This is a genomic window from Streptomyces liliiviolaceus (assembly GCF_018070025.1).
Taxonomy (GTDB): domain Bacteria; phylum Actinomycetota; class Actinomycetes; order Streptomycetales; family Streptomycetaceae; genus Streptomyces; species Streptomyces liliiviolaceus.
Genome location: NZ_JAGPYQ010000001.1, coordinates 4,630,284 through 4,648,155 on the forward strand (window position 1 = coordinate 4,630,284; position 17,872 = coordinate 4,648,155).

A 17,872-nucleotide genomic window follows, 5' to 3' on the forward strand; every position below is an offset into this window, starting at 1 on the left:
GTCATGCGGTCACCAGCCGTCCGGTGGCGCGGATGCGGGGGTCGAGCAACGGATACATCAGGTCGATCAGCAGGTTGACCACCGCGAAGGCCAGCGCGGCGACCACCACCACGCCCTGGACCACCGGCAGATCCTGCGCGGAGACGGCGGACTGGGTGATGCGGCCCATGCCGGGGCGTGAGAAGACCGTCTCGACGACGACCGCGCCGCCGATCAATGAGCCGACCAGCATCCCGGCGACGGTCGCGGCCGGGATGGCCGCGTTGCGCAGTCCGTGGCGGAAGAGGAGCCGGGCCCGGCCCGCACCGGTGGCGCGGACGGTGTCGGCGTACGGCTCCTGGAGGGTCGTGTGGAGGGACTTGCCGAGGACCTGGGCGACGAGTGCGGCTCCTGGGATCGCCATGGTGCAGGCGGGCAGGATCACGCTGTCGAAGCCGCTGTCGCCGAGGGAGGGGAAGAGGTGCCAGCGGAAGGAGAGGAACTGGATCAGGACGAGTCCCACCCAGAAGGAGGGCAGGGAGACGGCGAACGACGGCAGCGAGCGGAGGAGTTGGCGCAGGAGAGGGATCGCGGTGAGGTTCGCGGCGACCCCGAGCAGCGTGCCCAGGGCCAGGGCCAGCAGCAGCGCGAGGGTGCCGACCTGGAGGGTGGGTGGAATCGCGTCGGCGATCATGCGGGAGACCGGCTGCCCGGTCTGGAGGGACGCGCCGAGGTCGCCGTGGAGCGCGCCGGCGAGCGCGGAACCGTACTGGACGATCAGCGGCCGGTCGAAGCCGAGGTCCGTGCGCGCCTGGGCGACCTGCTGCGGTGTGAGTTCGGCGAAGCCACCGCGCCCGCTGAGCATGAGCGCGACCGGGTCGCCGGGCAGTAGCCGCAGCGCGACAAAGGTGAGGGTGAACGCGGCCCAGACGACGAACACCGCTCGCAGTGTCCGGGTGGCCGCGTGCAGGGCCGTGTGCACAGTCGATCTCCCTCAGCCCAGCCAGGTGTCGTGCAGGTCGAACCGGTTGGAGGCGTCGAGCGTGAAGCCCCTGACCTTGTCGGAGACGCCGTGGACCTGGGCACCCTCGTACAGGGGGACGGTGTCCGCGTGGTCGAGGATCCAGCGGACCGCGTTGGACACGGCGGTCTGGCGGGTCTTCGCGTCGGTCGCCGCGGCCTCCTGCTCCAGATAGGTGTCGAGTCGGCTCGGCGGCAGGTGCCAGAGGTTGGCGCTCTTGGTGTAGAAGATGTTGCGCAGGACGTCCGGGTCGGCGCGGGTGACACCGACCGCGGTCAGGTCGAAGTTGCCCTTCTGCTGCTGTTCGACGTAGACGGCGGGGGTGACTGCCTTCAGCTTCAGGTCGACGCCGATCTTGCGGAGCTGCTGCTGCACGGCCTCGTTCGCGGGCGGCATCGGCGCGGGGATCAGCCAGGTGAGGGTGAGCGGCTTGCCGTCCTTCTCCCGGATGCCGTTCTTACCCTCCTTCCACCCCGCGCTGTCCAGCAGGGACTTGGCGCCCTGCGGGTCGTGTCGGAGTCTGTCGGAGAAGTCCTCGTAGTACGGCGTCGCCGAGGACAGCACACTCGTGGCGGTCTTGTACGAGTCGCTAAACACGGAGTCGACGAGCCCCTGCCGGTCGATGCCCTTGAGGAGCGCCTCACGGACCTTCTGGTCGGCGAGAATCCCCTGGTGGTTGAGGGAGAGCGGCGGTACGAGCCCGGGTCCCGGCGCCGACAGAACGCGGAAGCCGTTGCCCGTGAACTGGGCCTCATCCGTCGGCTGGAGGGCCTTGGCTATGCCGACCTGTCCGGAGGAGAGGGCGCCGGTGCGGGCTCCGGCCTCCGGGATGAACGTGAACTTCACCTCGGCGAGGTGGGCGGCGCCCTTGTGCGCGGCGAGGGACGACGGCCAGGCGTAGTCCGCCCGCTTGTTCAGTACAGCTTCCCGGTTGGTGTGGTAGTGGTCCAGGACGTACGGGCCCGAGCCGATGAACTCGCCCCGGCATCGGTCGGCGGCCGAAGCCGTGAACGACGCGGGCGACAGGATCCCCAGGCCGACGGTGGACGTCGCCTGGAGGAACTGGGCGTTGGCCGTCTTGAAAGTGACGGTGAGGGTGTGCGAGTCGGTGACGGTCGTGCCCCGGTAGCCGATCAGATAGCTGGGGGCCCCATTCGCGGGCAGCTTCACCAGGTTGTCGAACGTGGTCTTCACCGCCGCCGCGTCGACGGGCTTGCCGTCGCTGAAGGTGACGCCGTCGCGCAGCACGAACGTGAACGCGCTGCCGTCCGCACTGGTCGTGAACGACTTCGCCAGCCAGGGCACGATCTTGCCGGACTTCGGGTCCTGCGCGGTGAGCGAGTCGACCACGGATCGAGTGACGTCGATCGCGCTGATCTGCCCCGTCTGCTGCGGATCCAGGCACCCCGGATCCGCCTCGGCCCCGACCAGCAGCGTCCCTCCGTCACGCGGCGCCCCGTCACTCGTACCGCCCGAGTCGCCGCCACCGCCCGAACACGCGGCGACGGGCAGGACGACCGCGAGCAGCGCGCCCGCGAGACGAGGCCGACGGCGCGAGCGGGTAGTTCTGGTGGGCATCTCAGGACCTTTCTCGAAGGAACTCGGGACAGCGGGCGTGTGCTCGTTCTTCAGTTCTTGGCCACCGCTTCCCGTACGGCAGGCACGATCTCCTCGGCCCATCGCCGGAGGCCGACCTGCCCCAAGGGGTCACCGGACGCGAAGTACACGAATCCGGACGCGCCGTGTTCGAGGACGGCCTCGGTCAGCTCGGTGATCCACTGGCCGACGGAACCGCCCTGCCACCGCCCGGACGCGTCGCGCGGGACGTTGACGGGGGCATCGGTGATGCGGGCCGGCAGGTTGAAGACGGTCGCGATGTCGGCAGGGTCACGGCCCACCGAGTGCGCGGCTTCCTCGATCAGCGGCCGTGACCTGCGGTACTGCTCGCTGTGCCAGTCCGCCGCGTGGCCGGGGATCCAGCCATCCGCCGAACGCCCGGTCACCGCGAGGGACTTGGGCCCGACGGAGCCCGTCCAGACCTGCGGTGCGGGCACCGGTGCCGGGTCGAGCCCGACGACCTGGGTGAACTCGCCGGTCAGGGTGACCGGGGCCGGGCCGCCGGACAGTGCCCGCACCAGACTGATGGCTTCCTCCAGAGCGCGGACCGCGGCGGCCGGGCCGAGGCGGGTGACACCGAAGCGGGCGATGTCGTCCCAGTAGCCGCCCGCGCCGATACCGAGGACGACCCGGCCCCCGGAGAGCACGGACAGCGTCGACAGGGTGCGGGCCAGCAGCGGTACCGGGCGGGTCGGCAGGTTGGTGACGGTCGTGACGCCGGTGATGCTCCGGGTCCGGCCGAGGAGCAGGCCGAGCGTGCTGTACGCCTCCAGCCGATCGCCGTAGTACGGATGGTCGGACAGCGCGAAGAAGTCGAGCCCGGCCCGATCGGCGTACTCGACCCGGCGCACGACATCCGGCGCGTCGTCGACGGCGACCCCCGGCCCGATCCCGAACCACAGTTTGCGTGCCAACGGTTCTGTCATCTGATTCTTTCCTCGGTACGGATTTCAGTGGGCGTTTCGAGAGGTGCATCCCCCATGTCAGATCCGTACCGCCTCGATCACGCTGCAATGCCCACCCGGCACGACCCGCGTCAGCTTGAGCCCCGAGTCCGCCAGCAGCACCTCGAACTCACCGGCGGTACGCTGCTGTCCCCCTGCGACGACCAGCATGTCGAGGTCCATCAGGGAAACCGTCGGTGACGGCCGAGGCCGGTCCGGCACCACGGCCTCGACCAGCAGCACGTGTCCCCCGTCGGCCAGCGCGGCACGCGCGTTGGTCAGGATGCGCCGGGACTGCTCGTCGTCCCAGTCGTGGATGATGTTGGAAAGGATCACGGCGTCCCCGTCGCCCGGTACGGACTCGAAGAAGTCCCCGGCGACCAGCTGCGCCCGGTCGGCCACCCCGGCGTCCCGCAGCGGCTGCCCCGCCGAGGCGATGACCTCGGGCCGGTCGTACAGGATCCCGCGCGCCCCCGGTGCGGACGCGAGGACGGCGGCCAGCAGCGCGCCCCGCCCTCCGCCCGCGTCGATGATCGTCGAGAAACGCGCGAAGTCGTAGGCGGCGACGACCGGCGAGATGATCTGCCGGGACGCCTCGGTCATGGCCCGGTCGAAGACGCCGAGCACGTCGGGGTGGTCGTGCAGGTAGTCCCAGACAGACGTGCCCAGCACCTCGGGGAAGGCGGTGTGCCCGGTGCGTACGGCGTCGGCGAGGCCGGCCCAGGCGTGCCGTTCGGCGGGCAGCCCGGTCCAGATCGCGAAGTTGCGCAGGCTGACCGGGCTGTCGGCGCGCAACGCGTCGCCCAGCGCGGTCAGTTCGAAGACCTGGCCGTCGTGTTCGGTGAACAGGCCGATATCGGCGCCGGCCCGCAGCAGCCGGTGGAGGCTGGGCGCGTGCGTGTCGGTCGCGGCGGCGAGTTCGGCGAGCGGCCGGGGGCCTTCGGCGAGCGCGTCGGCGACTTCGAGTTCGGCGGTCGCGCTGACCGCCTGGGCGAGCCATCCTGCGGTGGCGAGCTGCAACACCTGTACGTGCAGCGGCAGTTCACTGGAACCTGGGGGCATGGCGAAGCTTCCTCCTTGACGGCGGGGTCGGCTGGTGGGGTCCGACCGGGACACACCGACAGGCCCATCTGAAGTGTGTCGAGGCCGGTCGGGTGGTACAAGCCGCGCTGATGTCAGGTCTTTGCGCGGTACGTCAGATCTGTGCAAAGTCGCGAGGTCAGTGCCCCGGTGCTCCCTGCGGACCCTGCCCTTCGTGCCACACCAGGTCGAAGACGAACCGGTCGATGCGCCAGCCGTCCGCGGTCCGCACCGCACCGGCCTCGTAGTGCCCGCCGATGGTGAAGTGGACGCCGGGCTCGGCGGCCGTGCGGACATGTACGGCGGTCAGGTGCGCACGGATCGTGGCCCGGTCGCCGTCGGCGTCGATGGAATAGTTGGACGCGGTGTGGTGGGTGCGCTCGAAGGTCGTACGGGCCATCTCCTGGAACTCGATCAGCCCAGCGATCCCCTTGTACTCGCCCATGGGGAAGGTGAGGTGGACGTCGTCGGTGAAGACCGCGCCGAACCAGTCGTCGCGGTGCCGGTCGCGGTCGAGGTGGGTGACGTACCGGTCGGCGAGGGCGGTGAGCTCGGCCCTGTCCCTCAGGTCGGCGAGGGTCTTCTCAATCATGCCGGTACTGCCTCTCGGTCGGTGACGGGTCCGAACCAGCGGTGCAGGGCGTCAGTGAGCCCTTCGCCGCCGGGTGCGGCGGACACCCACGCGGCGTGCCCGTCGGGGCGGATCAACAGGGCTTTCACGTCTGCCAGTTCGTCGTGCGGGGCGTCGGCCGGCTTGGCGGTCGTGACGGTCACCCGGTCATGCCAGGGGGCGGCGGCCGTGCGGACCTCCGGATCGTCGGCGAGGTCGAGCAGGACGCCGCGCGCGGGGTGCAGGAGTTGGGCGGTGCTGGTCTCCCCGGCGGGCCCGACCAGGGCCCGCGGTGCGACCCGCCCGCCGGTCAGCGGATGCCCTGTGCCGAGGTCGTACCGGACGTCGACACCGCTCACCGCGCCAGCGAGATGGCGTTTGACGTCGTCGTACGCGATGAGTTCGGCGAACAGGGCGCGCAGCGGGTCGGACTCCCGGCCGCCGAGGAAGACCGTTCCCTGGGCGCGGGTGTTCAGCAGCAGGCGAGCGCCGACCGCGTAGCGTTCGGCGTGGTAGGTGTCGAGGAGGTCCGGGTGGGCGCGGCCGGTGACCTCGGCGGCGAGCTTCCAACCCAGGTTGACGGCGTCCAGGATGCCGGTGCTCATGCCCTGGCCGCCGGCCGGGAGGTGGATGTGGGCGGCGTCCCCGGCGAGCAGGACCCGGCCCGCGCGGTAGGTGGCCGCCTGCCGGGTGGCGTCCGTGAAGGAGCTGACCCACTCGGTGCCGGCGTCGGCGATGTCCTCGCCGGTGAGTCGCCGCCAGGCGTCCGCGACCTCGGCGAACGTGACGGGCGCCGCGTCCTCGCGGGGCGGTGCGCCGTCCGGGCAGACGATGATGCGGTCGACCCCGTCGGTCAGCGGCGCCGCCATCACCATGCCGTGTTCCAGGCGCTCCCCGAGCGGCCGGGGCCGCAGCCCGCGCCCCACCACGTCCGCGAGGTACATGACACGGGCGGCCGGTGTGCCGGGAAAGGCGATGCCGGCGGCCTCACGCACGGGGCTGTGACCTCCGTCGGCGCCCACGAGGTAGGAGGCGCGCAGTCGCCCAGGCCCTTCGGGGGTGCGTACGGTGATCTCCACCGCCGCATCACCGGCCTCCAGGCCGGTGAACTCCCATCCCCGGTGGACGACCGCGCCGAGTTCGGTCGCCCACTCCTCCAGTACCGCCTCGGTGCGCGACTGCGGTATTCCCCGGGCCCCGAAGTGGGCGCCCGGCAGGACGGTGTAGTCGAACCGCACCCCGCCGAAGTGGCCGACCGGGCTGATCTCCGGCATGCCGAAGCGCGGCAGCAGCCCCCGCTGGTCGAAGGCCTCCATCGCACGGGCGGTGAAGCCAAGCCCCCGGGACTGTCCGGTGGGCTCGGCGAGCCGCTCCACGACCGTCACCCGCGCGCCCCCCAGGCGCAGTTCAGCGGCGAGCGTCAGCCCGGTCGGTCCCGCGCCGACGACGATGACGTCGGTGTCGGTGTCGGCCATGCCGGTCAGTCCTTCGCCGGCATGGCCGACCGCGCGTGTGTCACCCGGTAGGTGTTGGCCTGCCGCCCGGTGACGAGGGACCGCGCCCGCTCCCGGCCCCGGCGGACGTCGGCAGGCCGCTGCTCCTCGGGAAGGGTGTGGAAGGCGTCGTACGCCTCCTTGCTGTCCCACTGGGCGTAGTTGACGACGTATGTGCCCTCCACGCCCCGGAAGTAGGTGTGCGAGCGGTAGCCGGGGACGGTCGTGATCCACTCGTCCGGTTCGGCGAGAGTCTCCAGGAGGTCCTTCTGGTCCTCGGGGCGTGTGTCGAGGACGATCACGACGGTGTAGTCGTCGCGTTCCGGCGCGATCTCGATGCCGCGGTGCAGCGCGGGGTGGTGCTGGGTGAAGGCGAGTTCGGTCTTCAACAGGCGTACGGTCCGGGCGAGTTTGTGGAACAGCGGTACGGTCTTCCGTTGGAACTTCTGGCCCTCGTAGCGGGCCTTGAGGTCGGCGGCGCTGCGCCACTGGATGTAGTTGACGGTGCCCGGCTCGTCCACGCCCGAGTGCAGCGTCGAGGAGATCCAGCCGGGATAGTCGGCGTGGTCGATGATGTCGCGCATCGCGGCGAGCACGTCGTCCTGGAGGGGCCGGGTGTCCGTCTCGAAGAGGTTGAAGACGGTCAGGTAGCCGTCGTCGGGCGAGATCAGGGGCATGGCGGGTTTCCTTAGGTCGTCGGTGGGGTGAACCAGCGGGCGAGCACCTCTGGGGGCGGCGGGTCGGACGGGTCCGCCCAGACGGTGTGCCCGTCGGGCCGTACGAGGGTCCAGTGCTCGGCGGGGGCGTGGGGGACGCCGCCCGGGAGGTCGGTGGGTCCGAGGAGCAACCCCCGTCCGGCGCGCAGAGGTTCGGTGCTGTGCGGCCAACGGGCGCCGACGCCGTCGTAGTGGACGTCGAGGCCGCCGATCGTCGAGGCGAGGTGGGCGCGGACCGGTTCGTGGCCGATGAGTTCGGTGAGCAGGGCACGTACGGGTTCCACCTCGGGGCCGCCGAACAGCAGCAGCGCCTGCGCCTCGATGATGGACAGGGCGCGTGCACCGGCCGGGTGGCGTTCGGCGTGGTAGGTGTCGAGGAGGTCCGGGTGGGCGCGGCCGGTGACCTCGGCGGCGAGCTTCCAGCCCAGGTTGAAGGCGTCGTGCAGGCCCAGGTTGAGGGCCTGACCGCCGATGGGGGGTTGGCGGTGCGCGGCGTCGCCCGCGAACAGGACGCGGCCGTGCCGGTAGTGGGTGAGCTGACGGGTCGTGTCGTCGAACGCGTTCACCCACAGCGGGGTGCCGGCGCCGACGTCCTCGCCGGTGACGCGCTTCCAGGCGCGGGCGATCTCGTCGTACGCGGGCGGACCGGTCCGTACGGGCACCGGCGCGCCGTGCTCGTGCACCATCACCCGCGTCACCCCGTCGGCCCGGCGCGCGGCGACGGCCAGTCCGTCCGGCAGCCGTTCGAAGCGCCGGTCGCGGATGTCGATCCCGGTGACGTCGGCCCGCAGCAGTTCGCGCCGTGCTTCGTGGCCGGGGAAGTCCGCGCCGAGGAGGCGGCGTACGGTGCTGTCCTCACCGTCGCAGGCGACGAGCCAGGCGGTGCGTACGACGTCGTCGCCGGTCTCGACCTCGACGTCCGCGCCCGTGTCGGTGACCGTCCGCACCTCCTGCCCGCGCCGTACGTCGGCACCGAGCCCGGCGGCCCGGCGCGCGAGCAGCAGTTCGGTGTCGAACTGGGGCACCTTCCACAGCCCCGGCCGGCTGCCGGGCAGTGTCAGGTCGACCGGGATCCCGGCGAAGTGCCCGTGCGGGTCACTCGCCGGGCCGTCCACCCCGTCCCACAGCCCCCGGCTGTCGAAGATCTCCATCGTGCGGGCGTGCAGGGTCGAGGCCCGCGACTCGGTGGTGGGCTCTTCGAGCCGTTCGAGTACGACGACGTCGGCGCCGCCGAGGCGCAGTTCCCCGGCGAGCAGCAGTCCGACGGGGCCCGCGCCGACGACCACGACCTGGGTGTCGGGCATGTCAGCCCCGCTCTCCCGCGAGCGTCTCGGCGTACGCCTTGGCGTGGCCGAGGGTGGCGAGGCTGTTGGTGGACAGGGCGGTGTGGACGTACGTCCGGGCGTCGGCGACGGTCGCCTCGGGGCCGAGGACGGCGGTGATGTTGTCGGTGTTCAGACTGACGGTGTGCTGGGAGGAGGCGACAGTGCCTTCCCCGGTCTCCTCGAAGGTCCACACGCCGGTGTGCAGGGTCAGCAGCGCGGGCAGGGTGACCTGCTTGTAGGCGATGCGCCGGTCGGGGAAGGTCACGCGGTACGACTTGGTGGTGTGCGTGGAACCGTCCTTGGCGCGGGTGTCCATCTCCAGGGTCTGGAGTCCCGGGGTGTCCTCGGTGAGGCGTACGGACGCGACGTGCGGGAGCCGCTCGGCCCACCGGTCGGCCTCGTTGACGAAGTCGAAGAGGTCCTTGGCGGCGCCGGTGACGGTGACGCTGTCGGTGAAGGAGAACGTCAGGTCCTCGGCGGCATGGGCGGCTTCGACGTTGGTACGCAGCGCGGCGAGTTCGGAGCGGCTGTTGCGGTCGACGGCCTCGTCGATCCAGGCGAGCCCTTCCGGGTCGTCGTCGACCGCGCGGTAGTCGTGCGTGAGCCGGACCCGGGCCTTGTGGTCACCGAGCGGTTCGATGATCCAGGCGCCGCCCATCGCGGCGACCGGCGGGTGGCTGATCTCCTGCCGGAAGGTGATGCGCAAGCCTTGCGCGTCCAGTGTGCGGCGGGAGGTCCAGTTCTTGGCCTCGCCGTGTGCCGTGGCCCAGATCCGGATGCGTTCCTCGGCGCCGGTGTGCTCGACCTGGTCGACGTGGATGGTGGGCGGGAAGATCCGGGGCCAGTTCACCACGTCGGCGATGAGGCGGTAGACGGCCGCCGCGGGGGCGCCGACGGTGATCTCGTGCTCGACCTCACGGGTTGTCATGCTCAGGGCTCCTTCGTCATGGTCGGGCTCCTTCGCGTCGGTCCTGGGGCCTGGTCAGAAGTTGCCGAGGCCGCCGCAGACGTTGAGGGCCTGTGCGGTGATGGAGGCGGCGAGGTCGGAGGCGAGGTAGCCGACCAGGCCCGCGACCTCCTGCGGGGTCGAGTACCGGCCGAGCGGGATCTTCGCCTGGAACTTCTCCAGGATCGCGTCCTCGCTGGTGTCGTAGGCGGCGGCGTACCCCTGCCGCACCCGCTGCGCCATCGGCGTCTCGACATACCCGGGGCAGACCGCGTTGACGGTGATGCCGGTGGGCGCGAGTTCGTTACCGAGGGCCTTGGTGAAGCCGACGACGCCGTGCTTCGACGCGGAGTAGGGGGCGCCCAGTACGACGCCCTGCTTGCCGGCCGTGGAGGCGATGTTGATGATGCGGCCGCGGTCCTTGTGGCGCAGCCCGCCTGTGGTCAGGACCTCGCGGGTGAGCCGGAAGACGCTGGTGAGGTTCGTCTCGATGACGTCCTCCCACAGCTCGTCGGCGAGATCGGCGGTGACACCGCCGCCGGACCGGCCCGCGTTGTTGACGAGCACATCGATCGTCCCGAACCGCTCCAGCGCGGCCCGCACGAACTCCCGTACGGCATCGGGTTCGCGGACGTCGACGGTCGTTCCGGCCACGTCGAGCCCCTCGGCAACGAGTTCCTTGACCGTGGCCTCGACGTTCTCCGCGTCGCGGGCACCGATGAACACGCGGTGCCCCTGGACGGCGAGCAGTCGGGCGACGGCCAGGCCGATGCCGCTGGTGGCGCCAGTGACGAGAGCGACGCGGCCGGTGGTGGTCGTGGTCATGGTGGCCTCTCAGACGGTGCGGGCGACGGTCAGCAGGTCGTTGACGACGCCGATGAGGGCGCGCGGGGTGAGCGCGTCGGTCAGCAGGTCGTCGTCGAGGGCGATGCCGTACGTGCGCTCGATCCGGCCGGCTGTCTCCAGGAGGGCTAGCGACTCATAGCCGAGCGCGGTGAACTCGGTGTCCAGGACGTCGCCGTCGAGGTCGAAGCCCTCTTCGGCGCCAGCGGCTTCCAGGAGTATGCGGGTGAGATCGGTGCGGGTGAACGCGTCGGCAGACACGGAGGGTCCTTCCGGTGAGGGCTGGCTGGGTGGCGCGCGCGAGGCTTCGGGATGTGGTGGGGGCGCGTGTGGGGACAGGGCCCTTCGGGCGGGGCGGTCAGTGCGGAGCGGGCGCCCGCAGGACGACGGCGGAGTTGAAGCCGCCGTATCCCCGGGCCAGGACCAGCGCGGTACGCAGACCGAGGCGGCGCGGCTGGTCGACCACCAGGTCTATGTCGTACTCGGGGGAGAGCTTGACGTTGACGGCGGCGGGAACGATCCCGTCGCGCAGCGCGAGCAGGGCGGTGGCAAGGTCGAGGGAGGCGGCGCCCGAGTAGAGGCGGCCGGTCATGGTCTTGGGGCCGCTGACCGGGACGCCGCGCGGGCCGAAGACCTGGGTGAGCGCGTCGGCCTCGGCGCGGTCGAGCTCGGGGTCACCGGCCGCGTCGGCGAATACAACGTCCACGTCCGAGGGCTCGGCGCCCGCGTCGGCGAGGGCCAGTTCGACGGCCTTGCGCAGGCCGGGCGGACGCCCGCTGCCGGGCTTGGGGTCGAAGGTGGCGCCGTACCCGGCGATCTCACCGTAGGAGTGCGCGCCACGTGCGCGGGCGGCCTCGGCGGCCTCCAGGATCAGGATCGCGCCGCCCTCGCCGGGTACATAGCCGCGGGCGTCAGGGTCGAAGGGGAGGTAGGCGCGGGCGGGGTCCTCGCTGGTGCTGAGCCGGCCGCCGGCGAGCTGCGCGACCCAGCCCCAGGGGCACAGGGAGGCGTCGACGCCACCGGACACGACAAGACGGGTGCCCTTGCGGATCAGCCGCCGGGCCTGGGCCACCGCGTCGAGGCCGCCGGCCTGGTCGCTAACGACGACACCGCTGGGACCCATCATCCCGTTGCGGATGGAGATCTGGCCGCTGTTGACGGCGTAGAACCAGGCGAAGGACTGGTACGCGGACACATGCTGGCTGCCCTGGCTCCACAGCTTGCGCAGCTCGTTCTGGCCGAACTCGAAGCCGCCGGACGCGCTCGCGGTGACCACACCCATGTCGAAGGAGGCCAGCTCGTCGGGGCGTACGCCCGCATCGGCCAGCGCCCAGTCGGTGGCGGCGAGGGCGAGCCGGGTCACCCGGTCGGTCTGCGGGATGAGCCGACTCGGCAGGTGCTCCTCGGCGGTGAACCCGGTGATCTCGCCGGCGAGTTTCGCCGGGTAGCCGGACGGGTCGAAGCGGGTGAGGCGGCCGATGCCGCTGCGGCCCTCGCATGTGGCCGCCCAGTGCTCGCGGGTACCGAGCCCGGTCGGCGAGGCGACGCCAAGTCCGGTCACCACGACGGTCGCCGTGCTCACGCCTGCTTCCTTTCCGGCTGGACCAGCACCATCGCGCTCTGGAACCCGCCGAACCCGCTGCCGACGGTGAGTACCGCGTCGGTGAGCTGGTCGCGGGCGTCGAGCGGCACGTAGTCGAGGTCGCACTCGGGGTCGGGGGTGTGGAGGTTGGCGGTCGGCGGCACGACGTCGTACTCCATGGCCAGGACCGAGGCGGCGATCTCGATGGAGCCGATCGCGCCCAGGGAGTGGCCCACCATCGACTTGATCGAGCTGACCGGGGTGCGGTAGGCATGCGCCCCGAGGCTGCGTTTGAACGCGGCTGTCTCGTGACGGTCGTTCTGTTTCGTGCCCGAACCGTGCGCGTTGATGTAGTCGATGGCCTCGCCGGGCAGCCGCGCCTCGTCGAGGGCGACCCGGATCGCCTCGGCCATCTCCGCCCCGTCGGGGCGCAGTCCGGTCATGTGGTAAGCGTTGGAGCGGGTCGCGTACCCGGCGATCTCCGCATAGATGTGGGCGCCCCGCCTGCGAGCACTGTCGAGTTCCTCCAGCACGAACACGGCCGCGCCCTCGCCGAGCACGAACCCGTTGCGGGTGCCGTCGAAGGGGCGGGAGGCGTGGGCCGGGTCGTCGTGGCGGGGGGTGGTGGCCTTGATCGCGTCGAAGCAGGCCATGGTGATCGGGGAGATCGGCGCGTCCGACGAGCCGGCGACCATGATGTCCACCGCTCCCTCGCGGATCAGCTCAGCGGCGTACCCGACGGAGTCGATGCCCGAGGTGCAGCCGGTGGATACGACGGTGGCGGGGCCCTCGGCGCCGACCGCTCGGGCCACCTCGGCGGCGAAGGAACTGGGCACCAGATGGTCGTAGAGGTGCGGTGCCGCGTACGCGTGGTCGACGAGGGCGAGCCGACCGCCGTCGCTGACGACGCGGTACTCCTCGTCCAGGCCCATCGTGGCGCCGACAGCGCTCCCGACGGTGACGCCGGTGCGGTACGGGTCGAGGTCGGCGAACTCGATCCCGCTGTCCGCGACCGCGCCGTGCGCCGCGACCACAGCAAACTGGGCGGCCCGGTCCATGCGGCGCACTTCCTGCGGGGTGAGGCCGTGCTCGTACGGATCGAAGTCGATCTCGGCGGCGACGCGGGAGCGGAACGGCGCAGGGTCGAAGAAGGTGATTCCGCGAGTCGCCGTACGCCCCTCACTCAGCAGGTTCCAGAAGTTCTTGGCGCCCACGCCACCCGGCGCCAGTACCTCAAGCCCCGTGATGACGACGCGACGCGCGCTCACGCGGACGCTTCCCACGCATAGAACCGTGTCGCCATCGCGTCCGCCGGTGAGCGCCAAGTCGCCGGGTCGTACGCCTCGATGAACGGCTTAAGGTCGTTGCTGATCCCGACGAACCTGGGGTCGGCCTTCGCCGCCTCGATCAGCTCTCCCCCGTTGTCCTCGTCGAAGTCCTGAAGGTGGAAGTACAGGCCCCGATAGTGAAAAAGCTGGCGCCGCCTGGTCCCCATCCTGTGCGGCATCTCGGTCGCGTCGAAATCGGCGAACAGGTCGGCCACGTTCACGCTCGCGCCCGGTTCCAGCCTGGCGACGATCAAGGTGCTGTGCATACGTACCCACTCCCCGCTCATGTAATGACCATGACATCCCGACGGTGCAGGTCGCGTCCGGCGTCCCTCAGCTGCCCACATCGACCCGCAGCTTCAAGCCTCCGGGGCGCGGGGGCCGTGTTCAAGGGAGGCCGGTTCAGGGCTTCGTCAGGGCTTTTCGGAGGGCTGCGCAGAAAGGTCAAACGGGCGCAGGTCCACGACAGAGCGAGCTACGGGCGAGACAGAGAACTGCGGGGCGGGTCAAACGATCGTCACGGGAGGTGCGGGGAGTGGCTTCATATCCTGCACCGGGCGCTCCTGTTGGGCTGGGACCGGCTGGGAGACCTCTTCGGGTCCGCGGCTGCCGCGGCGGCGCGGACCCGGTGCCGGCGGTCGGGCCGGTGCCGGAAGGCACTTCCACGCGCGCCCCTCCATAGCTGCGCCGCCGTGGATGCCGTCACCGCGGGAACGGCGTCTCCACTTCTGCTGCGACCGGCCGGGAACATGTCGTGGACGGGTTGGTCGATGGCCCAGCGGGTGACGGCGGTGTCGTGCCGGGTGGTGGCCACAACGCGAAAACGTCCACCTGCTCAAGCTCGAAGCGCCGGCCCATGTTCCGGACTCGGCGGCTTCCTCCCTTTTCACGTGTCGGTCACGCGCGCCGCGTCGACCGCGTGGCGCGGCCAGGGAGGCGGCACGACGGCGACAGCCATGGGGCGCCTCGTGCACCCACCGGCCCGCGGACCTGTCTGCCGCTCGGCGTCAGTCACGACCAGGTGTCAGGTGGTTCAGGACTGGGCAGTGGGGCGGACGACGATGTCTCCCACATCGACACCCTTCCGGCTGCTCGATGGCGAACGCGATGGCGCGGGCCACCGCGTCGGGCGAGAGCCCCATCTGTTCCATCTGCTCCACGATCCGCTCCCGCAGTGCCGGGAGCATGGGGTCCGCGAAGTCCGTGCGGACGAAACCCGGGGAGACGACGGTGACCCGCAGACCGTCCCCCCGTTCATTCAGCGGCCTTTCGACAAGTCGCGTAGCAGCACCTCGAAGAGCCGACGTCCAGAACCGTCGGCCTGGAAGTCGCCGTTCGTGGTCAGTTGCACCGCGTTGAGCGGCTGGTCCAGCAAGTGCGTCCCGCCCGACTGGGCCTGTCTGATAAAGGTGTCGCGTTGTTGAGCCACGACAGGGCCTTTTCGACCCGTGGCCGGGCCCGACGGTGGACGGCGTCCCCTGTTTCCTGCGGCAGGCTGAGGTGTGTCTGACCGCGTCGTTTGCGGTGCGGGACGCGCAGGCAGGTGGTCGTTGCGGCTCCCGGGCAGGAGCAGGCCGATAACCATGACCAAGCGACTGTTGGCGCCGATGACGCCTGGGAGGTTGGTCGAGCACCGGTGGTTTTGCTCAAGTCTGCGACCGTGCGGTCGCGGGTGGGTACCGGGGTGCCGTCGACAACGCGAACGGCGTGCTCGCGCGGCCGCGGGCCGGCGGGATCGCGAGTAGCGGTGCCAGGTAGTCCAGGATCCTGTCAGCCACGGACTTCGACACCCCGAACATCGGCTCCAACTACCGCAACGTCAGGTTCGTCCGCCCGTACGTCGCCACCAGCAGCACCCGCGCTGACCTGCGCTTCATGGCGTGGTGGCACGGCACTTTGAACAAGGACAGTGCGGCAGACGCTGAAAAACAACACGACAATTCCCTGCGGGTTCAGAGAGAATGGACAGTGGTATCGGCGGCCCGCCATGGATCCCGCTGTCCAACATAAGGGGGAAGGAAATGCGTAAACGTATGATCACCATCCTCATCACCACTGCAGCCGTGGTGATGGGTGTGGCTCCGGCGGCGTCGGCGCTCGCGCAGCCATGGGACAGCCACCGACTTCAGCCCGCTGGTCACATAGACGGCGGCGTCGCACCCACCGGCCACCACGAGGGCAGTTTCACGCCTGCCGGTTACCACGACAACTGAGGACCTGTCGGGATGTACGTCAACGGTCAGGTCGTGGCCGTCACCTAGACGGTTGTCCCGTATGAGGGCTGAGTTATCTGCTGAGGGCCATGTTGTGCAGGCGCGCAACGCCGAGCATGGCCAGGCGAACGCCATTCCCCTTAAGCCGGCAGTCCCGCAGGACCTTCCAGTTCTTCACGCGGGCCAGGGAGCGCTCGACACGGGCCCGGCCCCGTCGATGGACGGCGTTCTCGGCCTCCTGCTGCAGACTCAGACGCTCCTGGCCTCGCCGTTTGCGGTGCGGGATGAGCAGCCCGGTGCCCTGGTAGCCGCCCTCGGCGATGGTGGGAACACTGCGGCATGCCCGGTCCACTCCGGACTCGCTGAAAGCCCGGCAGTCGTTACGGCTGCCAGGCAGCGGTTCACCGATCGCCACGACCAAGCGGCTGTTGGCGTCGATGACCGCCTGGAGGTTCGTCGAGTAGCGATAGTTCTTGCTGCGATGCTCCGGCCCCGGGTGGGCACCAAGGTGCCATCGACGATGTACACGGTGTCTTCCCGTTTGCGGCGGGCCGGCGAGATCGTCAGCAGCGGCGCGAGGTGGTCCAGGATCCTGTCCACGGCTGACTTCGAGATTCCGGTCAGCGGCCGACTTGGAGATCCCGAACAACGGAGCAAGTCGCCGCATCGTCAAGTTCGTGCGCCAGTACACCGTCACCAACAGGACACGGTCCTCCAACAGCAGACTCCAGGGCCAGCCGCGCTGCTGATCCGAAGCTTCCTCGCGTCGCACCGAGGCAACCAACTTGCCGAAGCAGCGGGCGCTCAATTCGGTGAAGGGCTCTATCCAGGACGGCCAGAACAACAGCCGGCGGAGGACGTGATCCTCGGCGTTGCTGATCGCCGCCGGCGACAACCCGGAGCCGCTGGCAAACGAGGCATCCTTCGCTGCTCTGTGTGGCGTCAGCCCTGTCGAACAGTCCTCCGGAAAGACCCAGCGACGACGACTGAACCGCGGCGGCAACCGCCAGGCCAACGCAGCCCTCTACCGCATCGTCGTGACACGTCTCCGCCGTGACACCCGCACGCGCACCTACCTCGAACGACGCACGAAGCAGGGCATGTCGAAACGCGAGATCATCCGCTGCCTCAAACGCTACGTGGCCCGAGAGATCTACCGGCAGATCCAACCGACGACTGCCTCCACCGCCGCAACCGCTGCCACTTGACGCAACATAGGGGCATCTTGAACACCCATGTCAGCCGCGCGATGCGGCAGCTGGTCGCGAACCGGGACTGGCTCACCGTCTACCAGCTGCCGCCGTACGCACCCGAACTCAACCCGGTCGAGGCGGTGTGGTCCCACCTCAAACGGTCACTGGCGAACCTCGCCAAGCACGGAATCGACCAGCTGAACGCCATGGTCAAGACCCGCCTCAAGCGCATGCAGTACCGCACGAGCCTCATCGAGGGCTTCCTCGCGAAGACCGGCCTGGACCTTACACCGCCGCAACCTAAGCCATTGAAGATCTCTAGCGGCGTACCTTGAACCTGAGGTGCAGCACCCGGTCGCCCTGGATGACCACGTGGGGATTCTCCAGCAGCTGCTGGCCGTCGATGCTGCCGAAGTAGCGTTTGCCCGACCCGAAGACCACCGGCACCACGTCCATGGCCACCTCGTCCACGAGGCCGGCCGCGAGGATCTGACCGCCCACCTCGCCGGCGCTCACAGCGACGACTCGCTCACCGGCGAGCTCCTGGGCCTTGTCGATCGCAGCCGTCACGCCGTCGACGAAGTGGAACGACGCCTCAGGGTGCCAGCCCTCGGGCTTGGGCCGATGGGACACCACGACCACGTGGTCGCCGGCGGGCTGGTTGCCTTCCCAGCCGTTCATCAGGTCGAAGAAGTGGCGGCCCATCACGATCGTGCCGATCGACTCCCACATCGGCCGGACGTACTCCGCCGATGCACGTGAGACCTGGAAGCCGCTTCCGACGCTAGAGTGGTCGTACTGCTGGTCGCCGCCTTCGGTGATCGGGGTGTTCCCGCTGAAATACCACTCGTGGAGTGGCCCGACGTCGTCGTTGGCATCGGCGATGAAGCCGTCCACCGACACCACGTTGTGCATGATCACTGTGCCCACGGGTCCTCCTCGACTCTCTCTGCGTGTTCACCCCCGATCTTGTCGCCCCGGG

Annotated in this window: 17 protein-coding genes and 5 pseudogenes; 3 read left to right on the top strand and 19 right to left on the bottom strand. The window is 70.1% G+C overall.

Annotated elements, in window-relative coordinates; genetic code table 11:
• Window position 1 precedes the first annotated feature (1 nt).
• The 17 genes and pseudogenes from J8N05_RS20270 to J8N05_RS20345 form a co-directional block, all read right to left on the bottom strand.
• The gene (locus J8N05_RS20270; protein WP_210884736.1) at window positions 2-961 is read right to left on the bottom strand and encodes an ABC transporter permease; all 960 of its coding nucleotides are present in this window, start codon (window positions 959-961) and stop codon (window positions 2-4) included.
• Window positions 962-973: 12 nt separating this feature from the next.
• Complete coding sequence (locus J8N05_RS20275) at window positions 974-2,578, bottom strand: ABC transporter substrate-binding protein (RefSeq protein ID WP_210884741.1); 1,605 nt, start codon at window positions 2,576-2,578, stop codon at window positions 974-976.
• 50 nt (window positions 2,579-2,628) lie between these two features.
• Entirely contained in the window at window positions 2,629-3,543 is a 915-nt protein-coding gene (locus J8N05_RS20280) for an LLM class flavin-dependent oxidoreductase (RefSeq protein WP_210884743.1), read from the bottom strand.
• Between the two features lie 57 nt (window positions 3,544-3,600).
• Entirely contained in the window at window positions 3,601-4,623 is a 1,023-nt protein-coding gene (locus J8N05_RS20285) for a methyltransferase (protein ID WP_210884745.1), read from the bottom strand.
• A gap of 157 nt (window positions 4,624-4,780) precedes the next feature.
• Window positions 4,781-5,233, bottom strand: a complete 453-nt coding sequence (locus J8N05_RS20290; RefSeq protein WP_210884747.1) for a nuclear transport factor 2 family protein — start codon at window positions 5,231-5,233, stop codon at window positions 4,781-4,783.
• Window positions 5,230-6,726, bottom strand: a complete 1,497-nt coding sequence (locus tag J8N05_RS20295) for an FAD-dependent monooxygenase (protein WP_210884749.1) — start codon at window positions 6,724-6,726, stop codon at window positions 5,230-5,232. The genes J8N05_RS20290 and J8N05_RS20295 overlap by 4 nt, the downstream gene beginning before the upstream one ends.
• Before the next feature lie 5 nt (window positions 6,727-6,731).
• Window positions 6,732-7,421 carry an antibiotic biosynthesis monooxygenase family protein gene (locus J8N05_RS20300; RefSeq protein ID WP_210884751.1) on the bottom strand — a complete coding sequence of 230 codons (690 nt, stop codon included), beginning with the start codon at window positions 7,419-7,421 and terminating at the stop codon, window positions 6,732-6,734.
• A gap of 11 nt (window positions 7,422-7,432) precedes the next feature.
• Window positions 7,433-8,764, bottom strand: a complete 1,332-nt coding sequence (locus J8N05_RS20305; RefSeq protein ID WP_210884753.1) for an FAD-dependent monooxygenase — start codon at window positions 8,762-8,764, stop codon at window positions 7,433-7,435.
• A gap of 1 nt (window position 8,765) precedes the next feature.
• Window positions 8,766-9,713 carry an aromatase/cyclase gene (locus tag J8N05_RS20310; RefSeq protein WP_210884755.1) on the bottom strand — a complete coding sequence of 316 codons (948 nt, stop codon included), beginning with the start codon at window positions 9,711-9,713 and terminating at the stop codon, window positions 8,766-8,768.
• A gap of 54 nt (window positions 9,714-9,767) precedes the next feature.
• Window positions 9,768-10,556: a 3-oxoacyl-ACP reductase FabG gene (fabG, locus tag J8N05_RS20315; RefSeq protein ID WP_210884757.1), complete on the bottom strand. Its 789-nt coding sequence runs from the start codon at window positions 10,554-10,556 to the stop codon at window positions 9,768-9,770.
• A 9-nt stretch (window positions 10,557-10,565) separates the two neighbouring features.
• Window positions 10,566-10,835: an acyl carrier protein gene (locus J8N05_RS20320; RefSeq protein WP_210884758.1), complete on the bottom strand. Its 270-nt coding sequence runs from the start codon at window positions 10,833-10,835 to the stop codon at window positions 10,566-10,568.
• A gap of 97 nt (window positions 10,836-10,932) precedes the next feature.
• Window positions 10,933-12,156 carry a ketosynthase chain-length factor gene (locus tag J8N05_RS20325; protein ID WP_210884759.1) on the bottom strand — a complete coding sequence of 408 codons (1,224 nt, stop codon included), beginning with the start codon at window positions 12,154-12,156 and terminating at the stop codon, window positions 10,933-10,935.
• Window positions 12,153-13,424: a beta-ketoacyl-[acyl-carrier-protein] synthase family protein gene (locus J8N05_RS20330; protein ID WP_210884760.1), complete on the bottom strand. Its 1,272-nt coding sequence runs from the start codon at window positions 13,422-13,424 to the stop codon at window positions 12,153-12,155. Before J8N05_RS20330 ends, J8N05_RS20325 begins: the two co-directional genes overlap by 4 nt.
• Window positions 13,421-13,750, bottom strand: a complete 330-nt coding sequence (locus tag J8N05_RS20335; protein WP_210884761.1) for a TcmI family type II polyketide cyclase — start codon at window positions 13,748-13,750, stop codon at window positions 13,421-13,423. The genes J8N05_RS20330 and J8N05_RS20335 overlap by 4 nt, the downstream gene beginning before the upstream one ends.
• Window positions 13,751-14,076: 326 nt before the next feature.
• Window positions 14,077-14,339, bottom strand: a pseudogene (locus J8N05_RS47450) (IS701 family transposase); the annotation flags it as partial.
• Window positions 14,340-14,742: 403 nt separating this feature from the next.
• Window positions 14,743-14,913, bottom strand: coding sequence for a hypothetical protein (locus tag J8N05_RS20340; protein ID WP_210890609.1), 171 nt, complete (start codon window positions 14,911-14,913; stop codon window positions 14,743-14,745).
• Window positions 14,883-15,343, bottom strand: a pseudogene (locus J8N05_RS20345) (transposase family protein); the annotation flags it as partial. The gene J8N05_RS20340 and the pseudogene J8N05_RS20345, both read right to left, overlap by 31 nt.
• A gap of 174 nt (window positions 15,344-15,517) precedes the next feature.
• On the opposite strand from J8N05_RS20345, the gene J8N05_RS20350 reads away from it, so the two are divergent.
• A complete protein-coding gene (locus J8N05_RS20350; RefSeq protein WP_210884762.1) occupies window positions 15,518-15,697 on the top strand; it encodes a hypothetical protein in 180 nt (59 codons plus the stop codon).
• A gap of 73 nt (window positions 15,698-15,770) precedes the next feature.
• Here the strand turns inward: J8N05_RS20350 and J8N05_RS20355 are convergent.
• Window positions 15,771-16,544, bottom strand: a pseudogene (locus J8N05_RS20355) (transposase).
• 25 nt (window positions 16,545-16,569) lie between these two features.
• On the opposite strand from J8N05_RS20355, the pseudogene J8N05_RS20360 reads away from it, so the two are divergent.
• Together J8N05_RS20360 and J8N05_RS20365 are read left to right on the top strand one after the other, a co-directional pair.
• A pseudogene (locus tag J8N05_RS20360) lies at window positions 16,570-16,905 on the top strand (transposase); the annotation flags it as partial.
• 17 nt (window positions 16,906-16,922) lie between these two features.
• Window positions 16,923-17,225: pseudogene (locus J8N05_RS20365) on the top strand (transposase); the annotation flags it as partial.
• On the opposite strand, the gene J8N05_RS20370 reads toward J8N05_RS20365, so the two are convergent.
• Window positions 17,209-17,820, bottom strand: a complete 612-nt coding sequence (locus J8N05_RS20370; protein ID WP_210884763.1) for a dihydrofolate reductase family protein — start codon at window positions 17,818-17,820, stop codon at window positions 17,209-17,211. The pseudogene J8N05_RS20365 and the gene J8N05_RS20370 overlap by 17 nt on opposite strands.
• Between the last annotated feature and the right edge of the window lie 52 nt (window positions 17,821-17,872).

What these genes read in the sequence shown, in the direction of transcription:
- J8N05_RS20280 (WP_210884743.1), bottom strand. Translation starts at nt 3,543, where the DNA reads ATGACAGAACCGTTGGCACGCAAACTGTGGTTCGGGATCGGGCCGGGG.
- J8N05_RS20275 (WP_210884741.1), bottom strand. Translation starts at nt 2,578, where the DNA reads ATGCCCACCAGAACTACCCGCTCGCGCCGTCGGCCTCGTCTCGCGGGC.
- J8N05_RS20300 (WP_210884751.1), bottom strand. Translation starts at nt 7,421, where the DNA reads ATGCCCCTGATCTCGCCCGACGACGGCTACCTGACCGTCTTCAACCTC.
- J8N05_RS20310 (WP_210884755.1), bottom strand. Translation starts at nt 9,713, where the DNA reads ATGACAACCCGTGAGGTCGAGCACGAGATCACCGTCGGCGCCCCCGCG.
- J8N05_RS20285 (WP_210884745.1), bottom strand. Translation starts at nt 4,623, where the DNA reads ATGCCCCCAGGTTCCAGTGAACTGCCGCTGCACGTACAGGTGTTGCAG.
- J8N05_RS20350 (WP_210884762.1), top strand. Translation starts at nt 15,518, where the DNA reads ATGATCACCATCCTCATCACCACTGCAGCCGTGGTGATGGGTGTGGCT.
- J8N05_RS20295 (WP_210884749.1), bottom strand. Translation starts at nt 6,726, where the DNA reads ATGGCCGACACCGACACCGACGTCATCGTCGTCGGCGCGGGACCGACC.
- J8N05_RS20305 (WP_210884753.1), bottom strand. Translation starts at nt 8,764, where the DNA reads ATGCCCGACACCCAGGTCGTGGTCGTCGGCGCGGGCCCCGTCGGACTG.
- J8N05_RS20335 (WP_210884761.1), bottom strand. Translation starts at nt 13,750, where the DNA reads ATGCACAGCACCTTGATCGTCGCCAGGCTGGAACCGGGCGCGAGCGTG.
- J8N05_RS20290 (WP_210884747.1), bottom strand. Translation starts at nt 5,233, where the DNA reads ATGATTGAGAAGACCCTCGCCGACCTGAGGGACAGGGCCGAGCTCACC.
- fabG (WP_210884757.1), bottom strand. Translation starts at nt 10,556, where the DNA reads ATGACCACGACCACCACCGGCCGCGTCGCTCTCGTCACTGGCGCCACC.